We start from the raw sequence: 19,189 nt of genomic DNA, 5'->3' as shown, positions 1-19,189 counted from the left end.
TAAGCCGGCGCGCTCGGTTGGCGCTGCCGCTAAGTACGACGGCGGCCGGTCACCTTTTCGGTGACCGGTCGCCGTCGTGCGTTAACCCAAGTAGCTAGCAGTTGATGTCGTTATGAGGGCCCAAAACGACAACAATTGCGAGTCAGTTGGGCTGGCCCAGTTACTCCAAACCGCGGCGCTTCAGGAGGGGCTCGAGGGAGGCCTCGCGGCCCCGGAGGGTGCGGAACGATTCCAACGGATCCCGGCTATTGCCACGGGAGAGCAGTTCCGAGCGGAATCGTTCGCCGTTCCGGCGCAGCAGCCCGCCGTTTTCCGTGAACCAGTCCACCGTTTCCGCGTCAAGCACTTCACTCCAGATGTAGGAGTAGTACCCGGCTGCGTAGAAATCCCCGGCAAAGATGTGCTGGAAATATCCCGTGCGGTACCGGGGCGGTATGAGGGAGTGCGCCACGCCGGCCGCAGCCAATGCCTTGGCCTCGAAAGCCTGCGCATCGTCTGGAACGCCGTCTACTTCCAACACGTGCCAGGCCAGATCCAAAAGGGCGGCACCGAGGTACTCCGTGGTCGCGAAACCTTCGCCCCAGAGCTTGGACTCGTTGAGACGTTCAATAGTGTCCCGGGGGAGCGGTTCGCCGGTGGCGTGGTGGCGGGCGTAGTTGCCGATAATCTCGGGCCACATGATCCACATCTCGTTGACCTGTGACGGATACTCCACGAAGTCCCGGGGCACCGAGGTTCCGGAAAACCGCGGATACGTGACGTTGGAGAAGAGCCCGTGCAAGGCATGGCCGAACTCGTGGAAAGTGGTCCGTACTTCGTCCAGGGTGAGAAGCGTCGCTTCTCCAGCCGGCGGTTTGGAGATGTTCAGGTTGTTGATCACCACTGGCTTGGTACCCAGCAGTGCTGATTGTTCGACGAGCGAGTCCATCCAGGCGCCACCGCGCTTGGAGTCCCGCGAGTAGTAGTCGCCCAGGAAAAGCCCAAGCTCAGAGCCGTCCTCGTTCCTCACTTCCCAGACGCGGACGTCGGGGTGGTATCCCTCAAGGTCTTTGCGCTCGTGGAAAGTAATACCGAAGAGGCTCGTGGCTGCGAAGAACACGCCGTCCACCAGTACCCGATCCAGTTCGAAGTAGGGCCGAAGCAACTGTTCGTCCACCTCGTAGCGCTCCCGCCGGACCTTCGAGGAGTAGTACGCCCAATCCCAGGCTTCCAGCGGGTGCCCTGCGCTCTCCGCCAAGGCTGCCGCTTCGGCGTCGGCGTTTCGGATGGCGGCAGGAGCGAGGCGGTTGAGCATCGCCTGCACGGCCGCGAAATCGGGTGCGGTCTGGCGGTCCATGACCAGTTCAGCGTAGTTGCCGAACCCGAGAAGGCTCGCCTTCTCGGCCCTCAAACGCACCATCGCCTTCGCCAATTCCAGGACGTCCAGGCTGCCGCCGTCACTGCCCCGCGCAATGGACGCCTCATAGAGGCGGCGCCGGAGCTCGCGGTTCTGCAAAGAAGCCAAAGCAGGCTGGTTGCTCGGCTGTATGAGGGTCAGGAGGTACTTCCCCTCGTGCCCGGCCGTGCGAGCTGCCTCGGCGGCGCTGGCGATATCGTCCGCTGGCAGGCCGGCAAGTTCCGTGGCGTCATCCACCACAAGGGCTGCGGCCTTCATGGCTTCCTTGACGCGTTGTCCGTACTCCGTTCCCAAACGGGAGAGCTCCGCATTGAGCCACTTGAGCTTTTCCTGGTCATCTGGATCAAGCTGGATCCCCGACTGGCGGAATTCCCTCAGGTACTCCTGCACCAGCCGGATGGACTCGTCATCAAGTCCCGAGGTGTCTATGGCTGCAAATCGCTCGTACAGTCCGCGGTTGAGGTAGACCGCGTCCTGATGGCTCGCGAAACGCGGAGACAGCTCGGTTTCGAGTTCGCGGATGGCCTCCGAGGCATCGGCAGAAACCAGCGTGAAGAAGGATGCCGCTGCCCGCTCCAGCAGGCGGCCGGAGCGTTCCATCGCAACTGCCGTGTTTTCGAAGGATGCGGGCTCCGGATTGTCCACGATGGACTGGATTTCGGCCAGGTGCTCAGCGAGGCCGGCATCCACAGCTTCGGCGTAGTGGCTGTCCCGGATAGCGGCGAAGGGCGGCAATCCGAAGGGAAGGGTACTCGGCTCCAAGAGTGGGTTCGTCATGAAGCAACCCTTTCATGCAAGGCCCCCGCCCACAACGGTTTTCCTCGTGTTAGCGCGGCCGCCGCGCCGCATGTTCGCGCGCGAGGCGGGCGAAGCCGTCGTCGGGCGTTCCGGGGACGAAAGTGCCGTACTTGCGTTCGACTGCGGTCCGGATCAGGAAATCGGCGATCGCAGGATTCTTGGGCAACAAGGAACCGTGCAGGTAGCTGGCAACAACATTCCGGTGCCTGGCGCCTTCATGGTTGTCTTTGCTGTTGTTGCCGGCACCCTTGGACACGGTGCCGAGGGGCTCGACGCCGGGACCCAGGGCCGTCTGTCCGCTGTGGTTTTCGTAGCCCATGATTTCGCCGAACTCGGGCGAGGTGAGCGTGACGTTTCCGATGAGGCGTTCATCGGTGCCGACGGTCTCGACATCCAGGATGCCGATGCCGGGGATGACGGGGCCGGCCTTTGTCTTGAAGAACTTTCCGAAAAGCTGGTAGAGACCGCAAATAACCAACATGGGCGTTCCGTCCTCTGCCATCTCGCGGAGTTGCCCGCCTCGTGCCTGGAGATCGTCCTGGATGACTGCCTGGCCACTGTCCTGGCCGCCGCCGCCCACAATGAGATCGACATCTTCGGGGAAGTCGTCGCCCACGTTGTATTCAAGGAGCTCAGGCGTGTAACCGTGCCAGAGCAAGCGCTGCCGCAGGACGAGTGCGTTGCCCCAGTCGCCGTAAATGTTCATGTCACGGGGATACAGCTGGAGGACCCGGATGGTGCCCTTGCTGGCGTGGAGGGCGGTGTCTTCGGCCGGGGTCATGAGACCACCTCTACTGTGGTGATTTTGGAGAGTTCGCGCCGGATGGCCAACATCGCGGTGTACGTGCAGAAGACACGTTTCGGCTTGCCCGCCGACCCCCGGATGAATTCAGCCAGGGCTGCAGGGATGTCTGTGTCCACTGAACCGAAACGGACCTCGTCGTACTGGAGGCGCAGGGCCATGTCGTATGCACGGACGCCGGTCAGGACCTCGACACCGTCCTCGCGCAGGGATTCGAATTCAACATCCCAGAGCCACGACATGTCACGGCCGTCGGCATAGTTGTCGTTGATGGCGATCATGGACGCGTAGCCCTTCGCCGGGAATGACTTCAGGCCCAGGCGGAAACCACTCGGGTTCTTCACCAGGACCAACTCAAGGGGCTGGCCATCCACCGTCAGGCTCTCCCCGCGGCCAAAGGCCGGAGCCACCTCGGAGAGCGCCTTGACCAGCTTGGCCGCATCGCCGGGCCTTCCGCTTGCCCCGGTGATGCTCCTGGCCAGCACCAATGCGGCCGCGGCATTGAAGATGTTGTAGACACCTCGGAGTTTCATGTGCGTCGACACGCGGGTTCCGTCGAACTCGAAGTCGGCGTCATCGGTACCGACCCGGCGGAGTACGACGTCGGCCGCCGGGGAGGCGGGAACGTCACCCCGGGGGCTGGTTCCCGGAGCCGTGGTCCGCATGTCGTCGTCGTTCGGGAAGGTGCTCCGGAGCGATTCGTCCAATCCGAAGTAGAGCACCTCGGGGCCGCTGACGGCTCCGGCAATACGGGCGACCCGGGGGTCCTCGCGGTTCAGGACTACGGTGCCGGTGGTGCGCTCGGCGATGCGCTGAAGGAGCATCGCGGTGGCGTCGATTTCGCCGAAACGGTCCAGTTGGTCGCGCAGGACGTTCAGGAGAAGGCAGTAGCGCGGCGGCACCTTGTTCACGAAATGCACGGCATGAGCTTCATCGAGTTCCAATACCGCGACGTCGGCGCCCAGCCTGCCGCGCCAGTCCACCTCACCCAGGAGCGCAGCTGCGACGCCACGGGTGAAGTTGCTGCCCGTCCGGTTGGTGAAGACCTTCAGGCCCTGGCTCTCCAAGAGCTCCACCACCATTTTGGTGGTGGTCGTCTTGCCATTGGTTCCGCTCACCACCGCCACGCCGTGGGGGAGCGAGGACAACGTCCTCTGCATGAAGCCGGGGTCGATCTTCTCGACCACGAGGCCGGGCAAAGCCGAACCACCGCCACGCAGCCGGGACACAGCACGGACCAGCTTGCCAAGTGGAACGGTGAACGAAAACATGCTCTGTAATATATCCCAGTTGGTGCATAAACCACGTGCCGAAGGCCAGCCCTGGGGTTGCCGGAGCGAGCCAGCAGTGGCAGCGCATTATGATGGTCGAATGACCAATCCCCCTTCCGAGGCGTCATCAAGCGTGGGCTCGGGCCTGCGCATCGGCGTCCTCGCACTACAAGGCGATTTTCGTGAGCACATCCACGCCGTCGAAGCGGCCGGTGCCACCGGCGTCGGCATCCGGCGCCCGGCGGAACTCGACGACATTGACGGCCTCATTATCCCCGGCGGCGAGTCGACCACTATCGACAAGCTGGCGCGCATCTTTGAACTCGCCGATCCCATCCGCAAGCAGATCGCGTCCGGCCTGCCGGTCTATGGATCCTGCGCCGGCATGATCCTGCTGGCCGATGACATCGCCGATCCCGCCACGGACCTCGCCGGGAATCCGCAGCAGACTTTCGGTGGATTGGACATCACGGTCCGTCGCAACGCCTTCGGGCGGCAGCGCGAGTCTTTCGAAACCGACCTTGACTTCAAAGGCCTCGAGTTCAGCGCAGGCGAGACCGGCGTCGACCCCGTCCACGCCGTCTTCATCCGCGGACCGTGGGTGGAACGCGTCGGTCCCGGCGTCGAAATCCTTGCCCAGGTGGAACCGGGAAAAGCCGCCCACACGGACACTTTGCACGGGTTGGCTAGAATTGTTGCAGTGCGCTCAGGTCGGTTGCTGGCCACCTCCTTCCACCCGGAAGTGACTGGGGAGAAGCGCGTGCATGAATTGTTTATTCGAATGATCAGAGGGGAAGTTTAAAGCATGTCAGGCCACTCCAAATGGGCGACGACCAAGCACAAGAAGGCCATCCTCGATAGCCGCCGGGCCAAGTCGTTCGCCAAACTGATCAAGAACATCGAAGTCGCGGCCCGCATGGGCGGACCGGACCTTGCCGGCAACCCCAGCCTGGAACTGGCTGTCACCAAAGCCAAGAAGACATCGGTCCCCGCTGACAACATCGACCGCGCCATCAAGCGCGGAGCCGGCCTGACCGGCGAAGTGGTCGACTACACGGAGATCATGTACGAAGCCCGCGGCCCGCAGGGTTCCGCCCTTCTGATCGAGTGCCTCACGGACAACAAGAACCGTGCTGCCTCCGAGGTCCGGCTGGCTATCTCCCGCAACGGCGGCACCATTGCCGACCCCGGCTCGGTGAGCTACCTCTTCACCCGCAAGGGCGTCGTCAACCTGCCCAAGAACGGGCTCAGCGAAGACGACATCCTGATGGCCGTGCTCGACGCCGGCGCCGAGGAAGTCAAGGACAACGGCGAGAACTGGGAAATCCACTCCGAGCCCACCGATCTCCAGGCAATCCGCGAAGCCCTCAAGGAAGCCGGCATCGAATACGAGACGGACGAAGCTGAATTCGTCCCGTCCATGCAGGTGCCGCTGGACCTCGACGGAGCCAAGAAGTTCATGAAGCTCGTCGACGCCCTTGAGGATCTCGACGACGTCCAGAACGTGTACACCAACGCGGACATGAGCGAGGAAGTCCAGGCTGCGCTCGAAGCCGAGTAGCGCCCACTTGCAACACAGCTTCATAACAAACAGGGAGGCCCGGACTTGACTCTTCGCGTATTGGGAGTCGATCCGGGCCTCACCCGTTGCGGCATCGGAGTGGTCGACGTCGAACGGAACCGCCGCGCCACGATGGTGGCCGTCTGCGTCGTGGGAACCTCCCCGGAACAATCATTGGACCAGCGCTTGCTGGTCATCGCCAAGGCCATCGATGAATGGCTGGACCTGTACAAACCCGATGTTCTTGCGGTCGAACGGGTGTTCTCCCAGTTGAACGTCAGCACGGTCATGGGCGTCGCACAGGCGTCCGGCGTGGTCATCGCGGCCGCTGCGCGGCGCGGCATCCCGGTGGCGCTCCACACGCCGTCGGAGGTCAAAGCTGCCGTCACGGGAAGCGGCACCTCCAACAAAGAAGCGGTGACAAAACTCATCACCAAGATCCTGCGCCTGGACGCCCCGCCGCGCCCGGCCGACGCCGCGGACGCGTTGGCCCTCGCCGTCACGCATGCGTGGCGGGCCGGCAGCGGTGCCGCCGTTGCCACCACAGGGCCAGGGAGCACCGCGTTGACGCCGGCCCAGCGAGCGTGGGCTGAAGCCGAAGCGAAAGCGCGCCGCGCCCGGTAAATGTCGGTGGCCCTTGCTAGGGTATTCGTAGATATGTTCGGATAGCCCGCGGCGCAGCATGCACGGGGCAGTACTTCAGGAGCCGGGTCTTGATCAGTTTTCTCCGCGGAACCGTGGCACACGTCAGTCTCTCCACGGCCGTCATCGATCTCAACGGTGCCGGAATGAGCGTCTACGCCACGCCCCAAACCCTCAGCCACCTGCAAGTCGGCGAGGAAGCGAAGCTGTTCACTTCGTTGATCGTCCGAGAGGACTCCCTGACGCTCTTTGGTTTCTCGAACGACGACGAACGGGAAGTTTTCGATGTCCTGCTCAGTGTGAGCGGAGTGGGGCCGCGGCTGGCCCTCGCGGTCCTGGCGGTCCATGAACCCGAAGCGATCCGGGTCGCCGCCCATTCCGGTGATGCCAAGTCATTCACCAAGGTCCCCGGCATCGGGCCGAAGGTGGCCGGCAGGATCGTCTTGGAGCTTGCGGGCAAACTCGTTCCCCACGGCACCGCGCCGGGGGCCGTCCCCGCCGTCGCGGCCGAGTCGGTCTGGAAACCGCAGGTGGTCGCTGCAATGACGAGCCTCGGCTGGTCGGAGAAGGACGCCGCCGGCAGTATCGACAAGGCAATGGCCGATTCCCCGGAACTTGCCGACGCCGGCAACGTCGCCCCGATCCTGCGTGCAACCCTTCGCTGGCTTGGGCAGGACGGCGCCCGCGCTGGAAACCGGGTAGGCAGCCGTGGCTGAGCAGTCCCTCGTGACCGGGGGAGAGGAACCCGAAGAGCGCATCATCGAGGCCGCACTGCGCCCGAAGAACCTGCACGACTTCGTAGGCCAGCACCGCGTCCGAAAGCAGCTCTCGCTCGTACTGGAGGCCTCGAGGATGCGCGGCCGCAGCGCGGACCACGTCCTGCTTTCGGGCCCCCCGGGGTTGGGCAAGACCACGCTCTCCATGATCATCGCTGCCGAGATGAACGCTCCCTTGCGCATCAGCAGCGGGCCCGCCATCCAGCACGCGGGAGATCTCGCTGCCATCCTCTCCTCGCTCTCTGAGGGCGAGGTCCTGTTCCTCGACGAAATCCACCGGATGTCCCGGCCTGCAGAGGAAATGCTGTACATGGCCATGGAAGATTTCCGGGTGGACATCGTGGTGGGCAAGGGTGCGGGCGCCACTGCTATTCCGCTTGAGCTGCCGCCGTTCACCCTCGTTGGCGCCACCACACGGGCTGGCCTGCTGCCTGGTCCGCTGCGTGACCGTTTTGGTTTTACCGGGCACTTGGAGTTCTATTCCGTGGCGGAGCTTGAATTGGTTCTGCGTCGCTCGGCCGGATTGCTTGATCTTAAGGTCAACTCGGCCGGGTTCAGCGAGATCGCGGGCCGTTCGCGTGGAACTCCGCGTATCGCCAACCGGCTGCTGCGCCGTGTCCGGGACTGGGCTTTGGTCCACGGCATCGAGCAGATCGATGCCCGTGCCGCCTCCGCCGCGTTGGACATGTATGAAGTGGACCAGCGCGGCTTGGACCGCTTGGACCGTGCCGTACTGGAGGCCTTGATCCTCAAGTTCAACGGTGGTCCCGTGGGGCTCTCCACCCTCGCGATCGCCGTCGGGGAGGAGCCGGAGACCGTCGAAACGGTCGCCGAGCCGTACCTCGTGCGCGAAGGCCTTTTGGGGCGGACGCCGCGGGGCAGGATTGCCATGGCGTCCGCATGGACACACCTTGGGTATGCGGTGCCGGCAGGAGTGTTCGGGCAGGACCCGCTGGCGTTGTTCGAGGACAGCGAAAATGAGGCCGAAATCATCGATACCGGCCGTTAGCACGATCTATTCAGCTTTAGCCTCTAGACTGGTATGACACTCGGCACGTTCGAGTCCTTGGTTCTGTGCCCGCCCGTCGGAGCATTGTGCGGCCAAGTGGGGGAAAGCTCCACGGCCGCCGGATCCACCGGGCAGACATAGCCGTGAAACCAAAAACGTAAGTAAAGAACGGAACTTCCCTGTGGATCCAATGACAATCCTGCTGTTTGCCATGCTTGGCGTTTTCATCTTCATGATGTTCCGCCGCAACAAAAAGACGCAGCAAACGCAGGCCAAGCTGCAGTCCCAGTTCGCTCCCGGCGTTGACGTCATGACCAGTTTTGGTTTGTTCGGCCGGATCGTCTCGATGGACGACGCTGAGAACAAAGTTGTCCTTGAACTGTCTCCGGGCAACCTCGCCACGGTGCACCGCCAGGCCGTTACCAAGATTGTTGAGCCCGTCGAGGAGGCCTCAGTTGACGTTCCGGATGACGCGTCGTCGCTGACGGCCGCTGACACCGACGCGTCGGCATCCACGGAGACCCCGGAGGAAAGCCTCAAGCGCCTCAATGATGAGGGCAAGAAGGACAGCTAGCCCGTACCCGCTCTACAAGCGGGAATAGTTCTACGGCAATGAATCGCCGCCGGCCTGCGCTCACCAGTGCACGTCGGCGGCTGTTCCGTCATCAACAGGAAGATCGAACATGGCACGAACCGGCCACAAAAATGCAGCCCGCAGGGTGCTGATCTGGCTTGTCGCAATATTCGCTGTACTGACAGCAGTCCTCGGTGGCGGTGTTCTCACTGGTCACGCCAGCTGGGCCCCAAAGCTCGCGCTTGACCTCGAGGGCGGCACGCAAATGATTCTCGCGCCCAAGGTCGAAGGATCTACCGGCATCAACGAAGAACAGTTGAACCAGGCCGTCGCGATTATCCGTCAACGCGTTGACAGCTCCGGCGTTGCCGAAGCGGAAATCACCACGCAGTCCGGCCGTAACGTCGTGGTAAGCCTTCCCGGGACGCCAAGTTCGGAAACCCGTGCACTGATCCAGGCATCTGCCGACATGAACTTCCGTCCGGTGATCACCACCGGAGACCCTGCGGCCGTTCCGGTCGCATCACGGACGCCGGACGCGAGCCTGCCCAAGCCCACGGCCGCGCCGGCCAACGCCAGCGACAGCAACTGGGTGACAGCGGACGTCTACAAGGCCTTCGAAGCCCTGGACTGCGTCAATCCGGCCCAGGACAAGCAGCCGCGCTCAGATCCCGCCAAGCCGCTGGTGACCTGCGAGCCCGCAACTGCCAAGACTCCTGCCGTTAAATACATCCTTGGCCCGGTCGAGGTGAAGGGCCAGGACATCGTTTCGTCCTCCTTCGATCCCGTCCAGGGCGCACAGGGCTCGGTCACCAATGCGTGGGGCGTCACTATCACGTTCGATTCCAACGCCACCAAGACCTTCAAGGACGTTACCCAGAGGCTCAACCAGTTCTACGTGGCATCGCAGGCACAGGGCGGCAACGACCCCAAAGCCCAGTTCGCCATCGTCCTGGATGACCAGGTCATTTCCGCGCCTCGTGCCCTCGCCGTCATCACCGACGGCAAGCCGCAGATCACCGGCAACTTCACGCAAGCCTCCGCACAGGCCTTGTCGGACCAGCTCCGCTACGGCGCTTTGCCCATCAGCTTCGATATCCAGTCCGAGGAACAGATTTCCGCCACCCTCGGTGGCGAGCAGCTGCGTCTTGGCCTGCTGGCCGGTGTGATCGGGCTCCTGCTCGTGGTGGTCTATTCGCTCTTCCAGTACCGGGCCTTGGGCTTCGTCACGATCCTCTCCCTCGTGGTGGCCGGCGGACTCACGTACCTCGCCATCGCGATCCTTGGCTGGACTGAAAACTACCGGCTGTCCCTGGCCGGTGTGGCTGGTCTCATCGTCGCCATTGGCCAGACAGCCGACTCCTTCATCGTGTACTTCGAGCGCATCCGTGACGAACTTCGTGAAGGCAAGGGCCTCGTGTCCGCTGTCGCAAATGGTTGGAAGCGCGCCAAGCGCACCGTGCTTGCGTCCAAGGCCGTCAACTTGCTCGCTGCCCTGGTGTTGTACTTCGTCGCTGTTGGAAACGTCCGCGGCTTCGCCTTCACCCTTGGCCTCACCGCGCTGGCGGACCTCCTGGTGGTGTTCATGTTCACGCACCCCACGCTCCAGGTGCTGTCCCGGACCAAGTTCTTCGGGGAAGGGCACCGCTTCTCCGGCCTCGACCCTGAGCGCCTGGGCGCCGTGCCGCTGTACCGCGGTGCCGGCAGGCTCCGCACGCCGACGGAGAAGCCCGCCGTCGTGCGCGCGCGCAACACCGGTGCTGCCGCGGAAGCCGAGCGCCGTATGACCATCGCCGAACGTCGGCTTGCCGAGAAGCAAGCTCAGCTGGCTGGTTCTTCCAACGGCACCAAGGAGGAGAAGTAATGACCACGAGCTTCGCAAAGTTCGGCAACGAGCTCTACACGGGCAAGCGCTCTTACAACTTCGTATCCAGCAAGAAGATCTGGTTCATCATCGCCGCAGTGGCAGTGGCGATCTCCATCCTCCTGCCGGTGGTCAAGGGCGGCTACAACCTCGGAATCGACTTCCGGGGCGGTTCCGAGTTCACGGTGTCCAATGTGAAGACCACCGAGTCCGCCCCGGGCGAAAAGGCAGTCCACGACGTCGTTCCCGGTGCCGTTCCGCGCGTCGCCAACGTCGCCGGCAGCACCATGCGTATCCAGACCGACAAACTCAGCGATGACCAGACCATCAAGATCAAAACGGATCTCGCAAAGGCCTATGGCGTCACCGAAAACCAGGTCACCTCGACCTTCATCGGCCCCACCTGGGGGCAGGATGTCACCAAGCAGGCACTGATCGGCCTCGCGGTGTTCGTGGGCCTGGCCGCTCTTTTGATGGCTTTGTACTTCCGTACCTGGAAGATGTCGGTTTCTGCCCTTGCGGGCATGCTGGTCACGATGTTCTGCACGGCCGGTATCTACTCATTGAGCGACTTCGAGGTGACACCGTCGGCCATCATCGGCTTCCTGACGGTTCTCAGCTACTCGCTTTACGACACCGTGGTGGTTTTCGACAAGATCCGTGAAAACACCTCGGACATCACCACCTCCAGCCGGCGCACTTTCGCCGAAGAGGTGAACCTTGCCGTCAACCAGACCCTGGTGCGCTCCATCAACACCATGATGGTGGCAGTATTGCCCGTCGCCGCGATTCTTTTCATCGGTGCCGGATTGTTGGGAGCAGGCACGCTCCGGGACCTGTCCCTCGCGTTGTTCGTCGGCATCCTGATCGGTACAGCGGCCACGATCTTCATCGCGGCTCCGCTCTACGCCTGGCTGCGCCAGAGCGAACCCGAGTTGCAGAAGCAGGCCAAGAAGGTGGCAACCCGACGCGCGGCAGCCGCCAGCGCGAACTCGGAAGCCGCCGCCGTTTAGCCTGGTTTCCCGTTGAAGGGCCGGTCACCGCTGAAAAGAGGTGACCGGCCCTTTCCGTTCCTGGATCCGTCATCTGGGTACCGGTTCTTGGACAGGTCACCAGCGGGAATAGACTGGGAGAATTAAGTCAGTCGCGAGAGGTGCTTTTGTGGAGGAACGTACGACGTCGGCGCTGCCGGCGGGCGGAGAGGACGGCCTGAGCCGCGTGCCCGGCACCGCAACTGCAGCTACGGGAAGCACCGTTGATGGTGTGCCCGTGGACAGCCCGGGCGTGCGCCCGACGTTCCCCGGACGGCGCGAGCGGACGCGCTCGAGGCTGGCGAAATTGACTGGACGGGGCACGAGCACCTATTCGCCCATCCTCGAACCGCTCCTGCGGACAGTCAGGGCAAACAACCCCAAGGAAGACCTCGACCTCATCCAGCGGGCCTTTACCGTGGCCGAGCGCAGCCATCAGGGGCAGAAGCGGAAGAGCGGCGATCCGTACATCACGCACCCCGTGGCAGTGGCCACGATCCTGGCTGAATTGGGGCTCACCGGCACAACCCTGGCCGCTGCACTCTTGCACGACACTGTGGAGGACACTCCCTACACCCTCGCTGACCTGACGCGCGATTTCGGCCCGGAGGTCGCGATGCTCGTGGACGGTGTCACCAAGCTGGACAAGGTCCAATTCGGTGAGGCTGCACAGTCCGAGACTGTCCGCAAGATGGTCGTGGCCATGGCCAAGGACATCCGGGTGCTGATGATCAAGCTCGCCGACCGCCTACACAATGCCCGTACGTGGCGCTTTGTTTCCGCTGAATCATCCGCACGCAAAGCGCGCGAAACACTTGAGATCTTTGCGCCGCTGGCCCACCGCCTCGGCATGAACACCATCAAATGGGAACTTGAGGATCTCTCCTTCGCCGCTCTGTACCCGAAGGTGTATGAAGAAATCGTCCGGATGGTGGGGGACCGCACTCCGGAGCGCGAGAAGAGCCTGAGCGTCATCCGCAACCAGATTGCCGAAGACCTGCGCGTCGCCCGCATCAAGGCCACCATCACGGGCCGCCCCAAGCATTACTACTCGATCTACCAGAAGATGATCGTCCGGGACAAGGACTTCGACGACATCAACGACCTCATGGGCGTGCGCGTCCTCGTGGACTCCGTCCGGGACTGTTACGCAGCTCTTGGCACCTTGCATTCGCGTTGGAACCCCCTGCCGGGGCGGTTCAAGGACTACATCGCCATGCCGAAGTTCAACATGTACCAGTCCTTGCACACCACCGTCATCGGGCCCGGGGGCAAACCCGTCGAGATCCAGATCCGTACCCACGAAATGCACCGCCGGGCCGAGTATGGTGTGGCGGCTCACTGGAAGTACAAGGATCAGCCCAACCGGACCGCCGTTGGCCCGGGGAGTCCCAAGGACGGCGACATGGGTTGGCTGCGTTCGTTGGTCGACTGGCAGCAGGAAACGTCGGATCCGGGCGAATTCCTGGACTCGCTGCGTTTTGAGATCAACGCCCGGGAGGTGTTCGTCTTCACCCCCAAGGGTGAGGTCATGGCCCTTCCCGCAGGATCGACGCCGGTGGACTTCGCTTACGCAGTGCACACCGAGGTGGGTCACCGGACCATCGGTGCGCGGGTCAACGGCAAGCTGGTTCCGCTTAACAGCGAGCTCAATCACGGCGACTGGGTGGAGATCTTCACCTCCAAGGCCGAGGGCGCAGGACCAAGCCAGGACTGGCAGCATTTCGTCAAGAGCGCCCGGGCCCGCAACAAGATCCGGCAGTGGTTCAGCAAGGAACGCCGCGAAGAGGCCATCGAACGCGGCAAGGACCAGCTGACCCGGGCCATGCGCAAGCAGAACCTGCCCCTGCAACGGCTCATGACACATGACGCCCTGTCCACGGTGGCGGAGGAATTCCACTACGTCGACATTTCCGGCCTGTATGCCGGTGTGGGCGATGGACATACTTCGGCTCAGTCCGTCATGGAAAAACTCATGGAGCACCTTGGCGGCCATGAGACGCCCGATGAGGACCTGGACGAAGTCAGTATTCCCTCGCAACTCCAGAAGACCCGGTACTCGGACTCCGGCGTCATTGTGCGCGGTGTGGGCGACGTCTGGGTGAAGCTGGCCCGTTGCTGCACGCCCGTACCGCCCGATCCGATCCTCGGGTTCGTGACGCGGGGCTCGGGCGTGTCGGTGCACCGCACGGACTGTACGAATGTCTCGGATCTCCGTGACCAGCCCGATCGCATCGTCGAGGTTGAATGGGCTCCGACCCAATCCAGCGTCTTCCTGGTTGAGATCCAGGTGGAAGCACTGGACCGGAAGTCGTTGCTCTCGGACGTCACCCGCGTGCTGTCGGAAAACCACGTCAACATCCTGGCTGCTTCGGTGCACACATCCAGCGACCGGGTTGCCATCTCCCGCTTCGCTTTCGAAATGGGCGATCCGAAGTACCTGCACCACGTGCTCAGTGCCGTGCGCAGGATCGACGGCGTCTTCGATGTCTACAGGACCACGGGGAACCGCAGGAGAAGCTAAGCTGTAGCAACTCAGGCGGCCGCCTCAGGTGGGAATACCTCGGCCTGCGGCGCGTCAGCGATTTGAGCCGGCGCGTCAGCGGTCAAAGCCAGCGCCGCGAGCTTGCGCAAAGCAGCCTTCTTGTGGGGCACCCTTGCGGACGCCTCCACCGCGAGGGTCAAGAGCCGCAGCCGGACACCCAACTCATCCTGGGACAGCAGCATTCTCAGCGCCGGCACGGCTCTGCTGGCTTCGACGTGGAGCGCCACATCCACGGCCGTCCGCAGGGGACTGGTCACGAGCAGCCCGCCGATGCTGACCACGTCCAGTTGGCCCAAGCGGACTTCGTGGAGGATGCAGCCCCGGGCCGAACGCAGGCTCGATATACGGTGTTTGGTGTCCACCAGGAGCGAAAGCCTCTCAGGGGCATCCGCGCAACCGTAGATCCAGGCCGCTGTCATGCGGCCCGCAATGACCTTCCTGCGAATGCGATCCGGAACCACCAGCGCGGCCGCGCGGGCGCGGAGCCTAGGCGTGACATCCAGCCCGGGAGGAATGAAGCTCTTCTCGTAAAGCGGGGTGAGCACCCCGTCCGCGGCCATCGATTGAAGCTCGGCCCACGTGAACATCGGGCTAGGCGCGTAAAGTTCCTGGGCAGGGAAGTCCTGTTGTTGCGGGGGCGGGAATCCTAGGGCCATTCAGCAATCATCGCGTGGCCGCCGCAACGGGAACAGGCCCCGTCCCGGTTATGTGGATAACCAGGACGGAGCCTGTCAGCTCAGGTACTACTGTCAGCCCATGCTGTTAGGCGAGATCGCCGGCCGAGCGCTGGATCTGGTCGAGCCAAGCCTCGCGGGCCTCAAGGGCCTCACGTGCATTCTTGATGCGGCGCTGGTCTCCGGCCTTTTCGGCCTTTTCCAGGTCTTCCCTCAGACCGGCGATGGCCGCCTCCAGCTGCGACAGGGCGCTGTTGGTGCGGGCCTTGGTCTCCGGGTTGCTCCGGCGCCACTTGTCCTCTTCGGCTTCGTGGACGGCGTCCTCAACCTTGCGCAGGCCGGCTTCGATCCTGCCCATGTCGGCGCGGGGGACCTTTCCGGCTTCTTCCCAGCGGTCACGGATGGACTGGAGGGCCTTCTTGGCAGCATTGAGATCCGTGATCGGCAGCAGGGCCTGGGCCTCGACAATGAGCTCTTCCTTGACGGAAAGGTTCGCTGTGTACTGCTGGTCGATCTCATCGTTGGCAGCCTGGCGGTTGCTGAAGAAGACGTCCTGCGCGGCACGGAACCGGAGCCAGAGGGCGTCGTCGTCCTTGCGGCTCGCGCGGGGCGTAGCCTTCCACTGGTCCATGAGCCGGCGGTATTCGCCCGCCGCGAAACCCCAGTCCGTGGAACTGGAGAGGGCTTCGGCCTCGACGATCAGCTGTTCCTTGGCGACCTTGGCGGCCGAGTTGGTGCTGTCCAACTGCGAGAAGTAGGCGCGGCGGTGACGGTCGAAGACGGTACGGGCCGAGCGGAACCGCTTCCACAGTGCGTCCTCGTTGCTTCGTCCAAGCCGGATGCCGTTCTTTTGCGCTGTCTTCCAACTCTCGAAGAGTTCGTTCATGCGGGCGCTCGACGTCTTCCACTGGACCTGGGACGGGTCCTGGGACGCGATGGATTCGGCTTCGGCCACGATCGCCTCGCGTGCCGCGAGCTCTGCGGAGCGGGCGGCGTCGTGCGCTGCCTTCTCGGACTTCTCCAATTCGGAGATCTGTCCGGCCAAGGCATCGAGACGGGCTTCCGCAGTGCGGATATCGCCTACCATGTTGCGCTCAGCCAGCTGCTCGCGCAGGTGCTCGACCGTCTTCTGCATGTCCGTGGCCGGGGCCTTGGACTCCACGCGGTGTTCCATCAAAACGATCTGGGCGACCACGTCGTCGTACTTCCGGGCGAAGTATGCCAGCGCCTCGTCAGTGCTCACGCCCGGGTACTGTCCCACCGGCTGCTCTTCGCCATCGATGGTCAGGAAGACGTGGCCGTCACCCTCCGCTCGCCCCCATTTGGCGGCCTCCGCAAGGGACACAGCCGTGGGCTGGGCCGCCGGCGCGGCCGGAATCACACTGGCCGCTGCCTTCGGCCGGGCAGCAAATGCCGCGGGAGAGGGTGCATGCGAGGGGGCCGGACGTGGCGCCGGAGAAGCAGGCTTGGGGGCGGACTCGGCCGCTTCGGTTCCTGCCGCGTCGGCTACCGGGGCAGCGGGCTCTGCCGCGTCGGCTACCGGGACAGCCGGCTCTTCCGGGGCAGCGGGCTCTTCCGGGGCGGCCGGCTCTTCCGGGGTGTCGGCTACCGGGGCAGTTACGGGCTCTTCCGGGGTGTCGGCTACCGGGGCAGCTACGGGCTCTGCCGGGGCTGACTCGACGCCGGTTTGCTCAGCTACGGGTGCCTGGATTTCTTCGTCGTTGGCCACTACTGCAGTTTCGTCGGATTTCTGACTGTCTGTCACCGCTAAAAGTCTTTCGCTTGGAGGGATTACTAAGGTAATGCGCCGTGGACCGTGGCCCGGGCTGGTTACTTCAGAGAAAACGAGTCTATCGTGACAGGTGCCACAGGGGCGCCGTCGGTGGCGCTGCTACCCGGATTAATACCTGCCTGGGCAATCTTCGTCACCACATCCATGCCACTCGTCACCTTGCCGACGATCGTGTACCCGCCGGCAGAATCCGGGGAATGACCGTGTCCTTGTACACGATGAAGAATTGGTGCCCGTTGCCGTAGGCGTTGTTGCCGGTCCTGGCGACAGCGATGGTTCCGGCCGGGTAGGTGTTGTTGGCGGGGGTGTTCTCCAGTGGTCCCCAGTGGAAGTTGGGGTCGTCGGTGGTGTCCGTCCCCTTGGCTCCGCACTGCAGCACCGAGAAGTTGTCAGCGGTGGTCAGTCGAGGGCACTTGAGCCCGCTGTAATAACCCGCATCAGTCAGGGATTTGAACACGGCTGCGGCCTGGGGAGCTGTTGTGCCATCCAGTTCGACGCCGACTGCCCCTCCATTGAGGTTGAGCTGGCCAGTGAACGTCTTACCCGCGGCGGTGTCCGCTTTGGGAATGCCGGCACTATTCGAGCCTGTCGCTGCGGCAGAAGCGGATGGGTTCGCAGAGGCGGACGGCGAACTCAGCCCGGCCTGCGCCGCTGCGAACTCCGATTCGCTCGGGTTCGAGTTGAACACCGTGAGTTGGAGCACGACGGCGGCAATCAGGGCGGCGGCGGCCACACCGACGGCGATCACATTGTCCCGGCGGCGGCGCTTGCCCTGTGCACGCCGAAGCTCGCGCTTGGCTTCCATCTGCCTGATGCGCCGTTTGGCTTCACGGTTGTCCCGCGGCCTTGTAGACAAGGGTCCTCCTGGTTGTCTGGACAAGCTTCCATCGCAGGCAAGCCGAACTGGTGCCCGCATTAGATGTGCAGGCGCCGAAAGCATAAACTGGCTGCCGCACATAGTTTATGCATGACTGGCTGGACACCCGCCTAACCTGAGCCGAATCGGCCCTTGGTTCGTGGCGACAGATCCCGCCCGCGCAATCATTGAGGAGAAATTTCCACCATGGCACGTACCGCCTCCCTGTCCGGATTCCCCGAGTGGCTTCCCCAGGAGCGGTTGGTGGAACTGCATGTGCTGGACACGTTGCGGAAGACGTTCGAACTCCATGGCTTCTCTTCGATTGAAACCCGCGCTGTGGAAACAGTCGGCCAACTCCTCCGCAAGGGCGAGATCGATAAAGAGGTGTACGGCCTCAGCCGCCTGCAGGAAGACGAGGACACCCCCCGAGACGAGAGCGGAAAGTCGGACAAGGCAGATCCCAACGCCTTGGCCCTCCACTTCGACCTCACGGTGCCGTTTGCCCGCTATGTCGTCGAGAACGCCGGCTACCTCGCCTTCCCGTTCCGCCGCTACCAGATCCAGAAGGTGTGGCGGGGGGAGCGTCCGCAGGAAGGCCGCGCCCGCGAGTTCACGCAAGCGGACATTGATGTCGTGGGCGACGGCGAGCTGCCTTTCCGCTATGACGTCGAGATTGCCCTCGTCATTGCGGAAGCGCTGAGCGCCCTTCCCATCCCGGACTTCCGCCTGCGGATCAACAACCGCAAGTTGGCCGAGGGCTTCTACCGCGGTATCGGCCTCACGGACACTGCCGGCGTGCTTCGCAGCATCGACAAGCTCGAGAAGATCGGCGAAGCGAAAGTTGCCGAGTTGCTCAGGAACGAGCTTGGCGCCACGGATGAGCAGGCAGCACTTGCCTTGAAGCTCGCCAGCATCCGCACCGAGGACACGTCCTTTGTGGCGCAGGTGCGAGCCCTCGGAGTCTCGGACGAGCTCCTTGAAGAGGGCCTCAGCGAGCTGGAACAAGTCATCGAGGCTGCCGTGCAGCGCGCCCCCGGCAAGGTTGTTGCCGACCTCAGCATCGCCCGCGGCCTCGACTACTACACCGGTACCGTCGTCGAAACCGTGCTGGTGGGGCACGAGCAGCTCGGGTCCATCTGCTCCGGCGGCCGCTACGACGCCCTCGCCAGCAAGGGCAACCGCAAGTTCCCCGGCGTCGGGCTGTCGATCGGCGTGACCCGCCTCGTCTCCCGCATCCTGAGCCAGGAATTCGCGACGGCGTCGCGCTCGGTTCCCACGGCAGTGCTTGTGGCCCTGAACAACGACGACAGCTGGTCTGCAGCCCAGGATGTCGCGGCCCAGCTGCGCGGGCGGGGGATCGCAACCGAGGTAGCGGCCAAGGCCGAGAAGTTCGGCAAGCAGATCAAGTTTGCAGACCGCCGCGGCATTCCTTTCGTCTGGTTCACGGACGACGACGGCAAGCACCAGGTGAAGGACATCCGCACCGGAGAGCAAGTCGATGCGGATCCGGCCAGCTGGGAGCCCTCACCCGACGATCTCCACGTCCGCATCACCACGCGCTAGGTATGAACCGGCGCTTCAAAGGCAAAACCCCG

Annotated in this window: 15 protein-coding genes and 1 pseudogene; 10 read left to right on the top strand and 6 right to left on the bottom strand. The window is 63.5% G+C overall.

Going from position 1 to position 19,189, the window contains the following annotated elements:
• Positions 1-160: 160 nt before the first annotated feature.
• Genes ABD742_RS10205 through ABD742_RS10195 form a run of 3 tightly spaced genes read right to left on the bottom strand, consistent with a single transcriptional unit; the run spans position 161 to position 4,267 of the window.
• Positions 161-2,173, bottom strand: a complete 2,013-nt coding sequence (locus ABD742_RS10205) for a M3 family metallopeptidase (protein ID WP_234754266.1) — start codon at positions 2,171-2,173, stop codon at positions 161-163.
• Between the two features lie 49 nt (positions 2,174-2,222).
• A complete protein-coding gene (locus ABD742_RS10200) occupies positions 2,223-2,975 on the bottom strand; it encodes a type 1 glutamine amidotransferase (RefSeq protein ID WP_234754264.1) in 753 nt (250 codons plus the stop codon).
• Complete coding sequence (locus ABD742_RS10195) at positions 2,972-4,267, bottom strand: Mur ligase family protein (protein WP_234754262.1); 1,296 nt, start codon at positions 4,265-4,267, stop codon at positions 2,972-2,974. Before ABD742_RS10195 ends, ABD742_RS10200 begins: the two co-directional genes overlap by 4 nt.
• Before the next feature lie 100 nt (positions 4,268-4,367).
• Here ABD742_RS10195 and pdxT point away from each other — a divergent pair, with 100 nt between their 5' ends.
• The 9 genes from pdxT (at position 4,368) to ABD742_RS10150 (ending at position 14,248) form a co-directional block, all read left to right on the top strand.
• Entirely contained in the window at positions 4,368-5,069 is a 702-nt protein-coding gene (gene pdxT, locus ABD742_RS10190; RefSeq protein WP_234754260.1) for a pyridoxal 5'-phosphate synthase glutaminase subunit PdxT, read from the top strand.
• 3 nt (positions 5,070-5,072) lie between these two features.
• The gene (locus ABD742_RS10185) at positions 5,073-5,828 is read left to right on the top strand and encodes a YebC/PmpR family DNA-binding transcriptional regulator (protein ID WP_234754258.1); all 756 of its coding nucleotides are present in this window, start codon (positions 5,073-5,075) and stop codon (positions 5,826-5,828) included.
• Positions 5,829-5,873: 45 nt separating this feature from the next.
• Positions 5,874-6,452 carry a crossover junction endodeoxyribonuclease RuvC gene (gene ruvC, locus ABD742_RS10180; RefSeq protein ID WP_234754255.1) on the top strand — a complete coding sequence of 193 codons (579 nt, stop codon included), beginning with the start codon at positions 5,874-5,876 and terminating at the stop codon, positions 6,450-6,452.
• Positions 6,453-6,541: 89 nt separating this feature from the next.
• On the top strand, positions 6,542-7,186 hold the full coding sequence (gene ruvA, locus ABD742_RS10175; RefSeq protein ID WP_234754251.1) for a Holliday junction branch migration protein RuvA: 645 nt from the start codon (positions 6,542-6,544) through the stop codon (positions 7,184-7,186).
• The gene (gene ruvB / locus ABD742_RS10170; RefSeq protein ID WP_234754250.1) at positions 7,179-8,255 is read left to right on the top strand and encodes a Holliday junction branch migration DNA helicase RuvB; all 1,077 of its coding nucleotides are present in this window, start codon (positions 7,179-7,181) and stop codon (positions 8,253-8,255) included. The genes ruvA and ruvB overlap by 8 nt, the downstream gene beginning before the upstream one ends.
• 190 nt (positions 8,256-8,445) lie before the next feature.
• Entirely contained in the window at positions 8,446-8,829 is a 384-nt protein-coding gene (gene yajC / locus ABD742_RS10165) for a preprotein translocase subunit YajC (RefSeq protein ID WP_234754281.1), read from the top strand.
• Positions 8,830-8,938: 109 nt separating this feature from the next.
• Positions 8,939-10,693, top strand: a complete 1,755-nt coding sequence (gene secD, locus ABD742_RS10160; RefSeq protein ID WP_234754248.1) for a protein translocase subunit SecD — start codon at positions 8,939-8,941, stop codon at positions 10,691-10,693.
• Positions 10,693-11,706: a protein translocase subunit SecF gene (gene secF / locus ABD742_RS10155; protein ID WP_234754246.1), complete on the top strand. Its 1,014-nt coding sequence runs from the start codon at positions 10,693-10,695 to the stop codon at positions 11,704-11,706. The genes secD and secF overlap by 1 nt, the downstream gene beginning before the upstream one ends.
• Before the next feature lie 148 nt (positions 11,707-11,854).
• Positions 11,855-14,248, top strand: coding sequence for a RelA/SpoT family protein (locus tag ABD742_RS10150; RefSeq protein ID WP_308193900.1), 2,394 nt, complete (start codon positions 11,855-11,857; stop codon positions 14,246-14,248).
• A gap of 11 nt (positions 14,249-14,259) precedes the next feature.
• On the opposite strand, the gene ABD742_RS10145 is transcribed toward ABD742_RS10150, so the two are convergent.
• From ABD742_RS10145 to ABD742_RS10135, 3 genes and pseudogenes are all read right to left on the bottom strand, one after another.
• A complete protein-coding gene (locus tag ABD742_RS10145) occupies positions 14,260-14,925 on the bottom strand; it encodes a type IV toxin-antitoxin system AbiEi family antitoxin (protein WP_234754245.1) in 666 nt (221 codons plus the stop codon).
• 106 nt (positions 14,926-15,031) lie between these two features.
• Positions 15,032-16,708, bottom strand: a complete 1,677-nt coding sequence (locus tag ABD742_RS10140; RefSeq protein ID WP_234754244.1) for a DUF349 domain-containing protein — start codon at positions 16,706-16,708, stop codon at positions 15,032-15,034.
• A gap of 65 nt (positions 16,709-16,773) precedes the next feature.
• Positions 16,774-17,540: pseudogene (locus ABD742_RS10135) on the bottom strand (peptidylprolyl isomerase).
• A 258-nt stretch (positions 17,541-17,798) separates the two neighbouring features.
• Here ABD742_RS10135 and hisS point away from each other — a divergent pair.
• Positions 17,799-19,157, top strand: coding sequence for a histidine--tRNA ligase (gene hisS, locus ABD742_RS10130; RefSeq protein WP_234754242.1), 1,359 nt, complete (start codon positions 17,799-17,801; stop codon positions 19,155-19,157).
• The last annotated feature ends 32 nt before the right edge of the window (positions 19,158-19,189 follow it).

This window comes from Arthrobacter ramosus (genome assembly GCF_039535095.1).
Classification (GTDB): Bacteria; Actinomycetota; Actinomycetes; order Actinomycetales; family Micrococcaceae; genus Arthrobacter; species Arthrobacter ramosus.
This window is presented reverse-complemented; position numbering and strand designations above follow the sequence as displayed.

Coding starts and splice junctions, on each gene's coding strand:
- yajC (WP_234754281.1), top strand. CDS start 8,446: ATGACAATCCTGCTGTTTGCCATGCTTGGCGTTTTCATCTTCATGATG.
- ABD742_RS10185 (WP_234754258.1), top strand. CDS start 5,073: ATGTCAGGCCACTCCAAATGGGCGACGACCAAGCACAAGAAGGCCATC.
- ABD742_RS10205 (WP_234754266.1), bottom strand. CDS start 2,173: ATGACGAACCCACTCTTGGAGCCGAGTACCCTTCCCTTCGGATTGCCG.
- pdxT (WP_234754260.1), top strand. CDS start 4,368: ATGACCAATCCCCCTTCCGAGGCGTCATCAAGCGTGGGCTCGGGCCTG.
- ABD742_RS10200 (WP_234754264.1), bottom strand. CDS start 2,975: ATGACCCCGGCCGAAGACACCGCCCTCCACGCCAGCAAGGGCACCATC.
- ABD742_RS10145 (WP_234754245.1), bottom strand. CDS start 14,925: ATGGCCCTAGGATTCCCGCCCCCGCAACAACAGGACTTCCCTGCCCAG.
- ABD742_RS10195 (WP_234754262.1), bottom strand. CDS start 4,267: ATGTTTTCGTTCACCGTTCCACTTGGCAAGCTGGTCCGTGCTGTGTCC.
- secD (WP_234754248.1), top strand. CDS start 8,939: ATGGCACGAACCGGCCACAAAAATGCAGCCCGCAGGGTGCTGATCTGG.
- hisS (WP_234754242.1), top strand. CDS start 17,799: ATGGCACGTACCGCCTCCCTGTCCGGATTCCCCGAGTGGCTTCCCCAG.
- secF (WP_234754246.1), top strand. CDS start 10,693: ATGACCACGAGCTTCGCAAAGTTCGGCAACGAGCTCTACACGGGCAAG.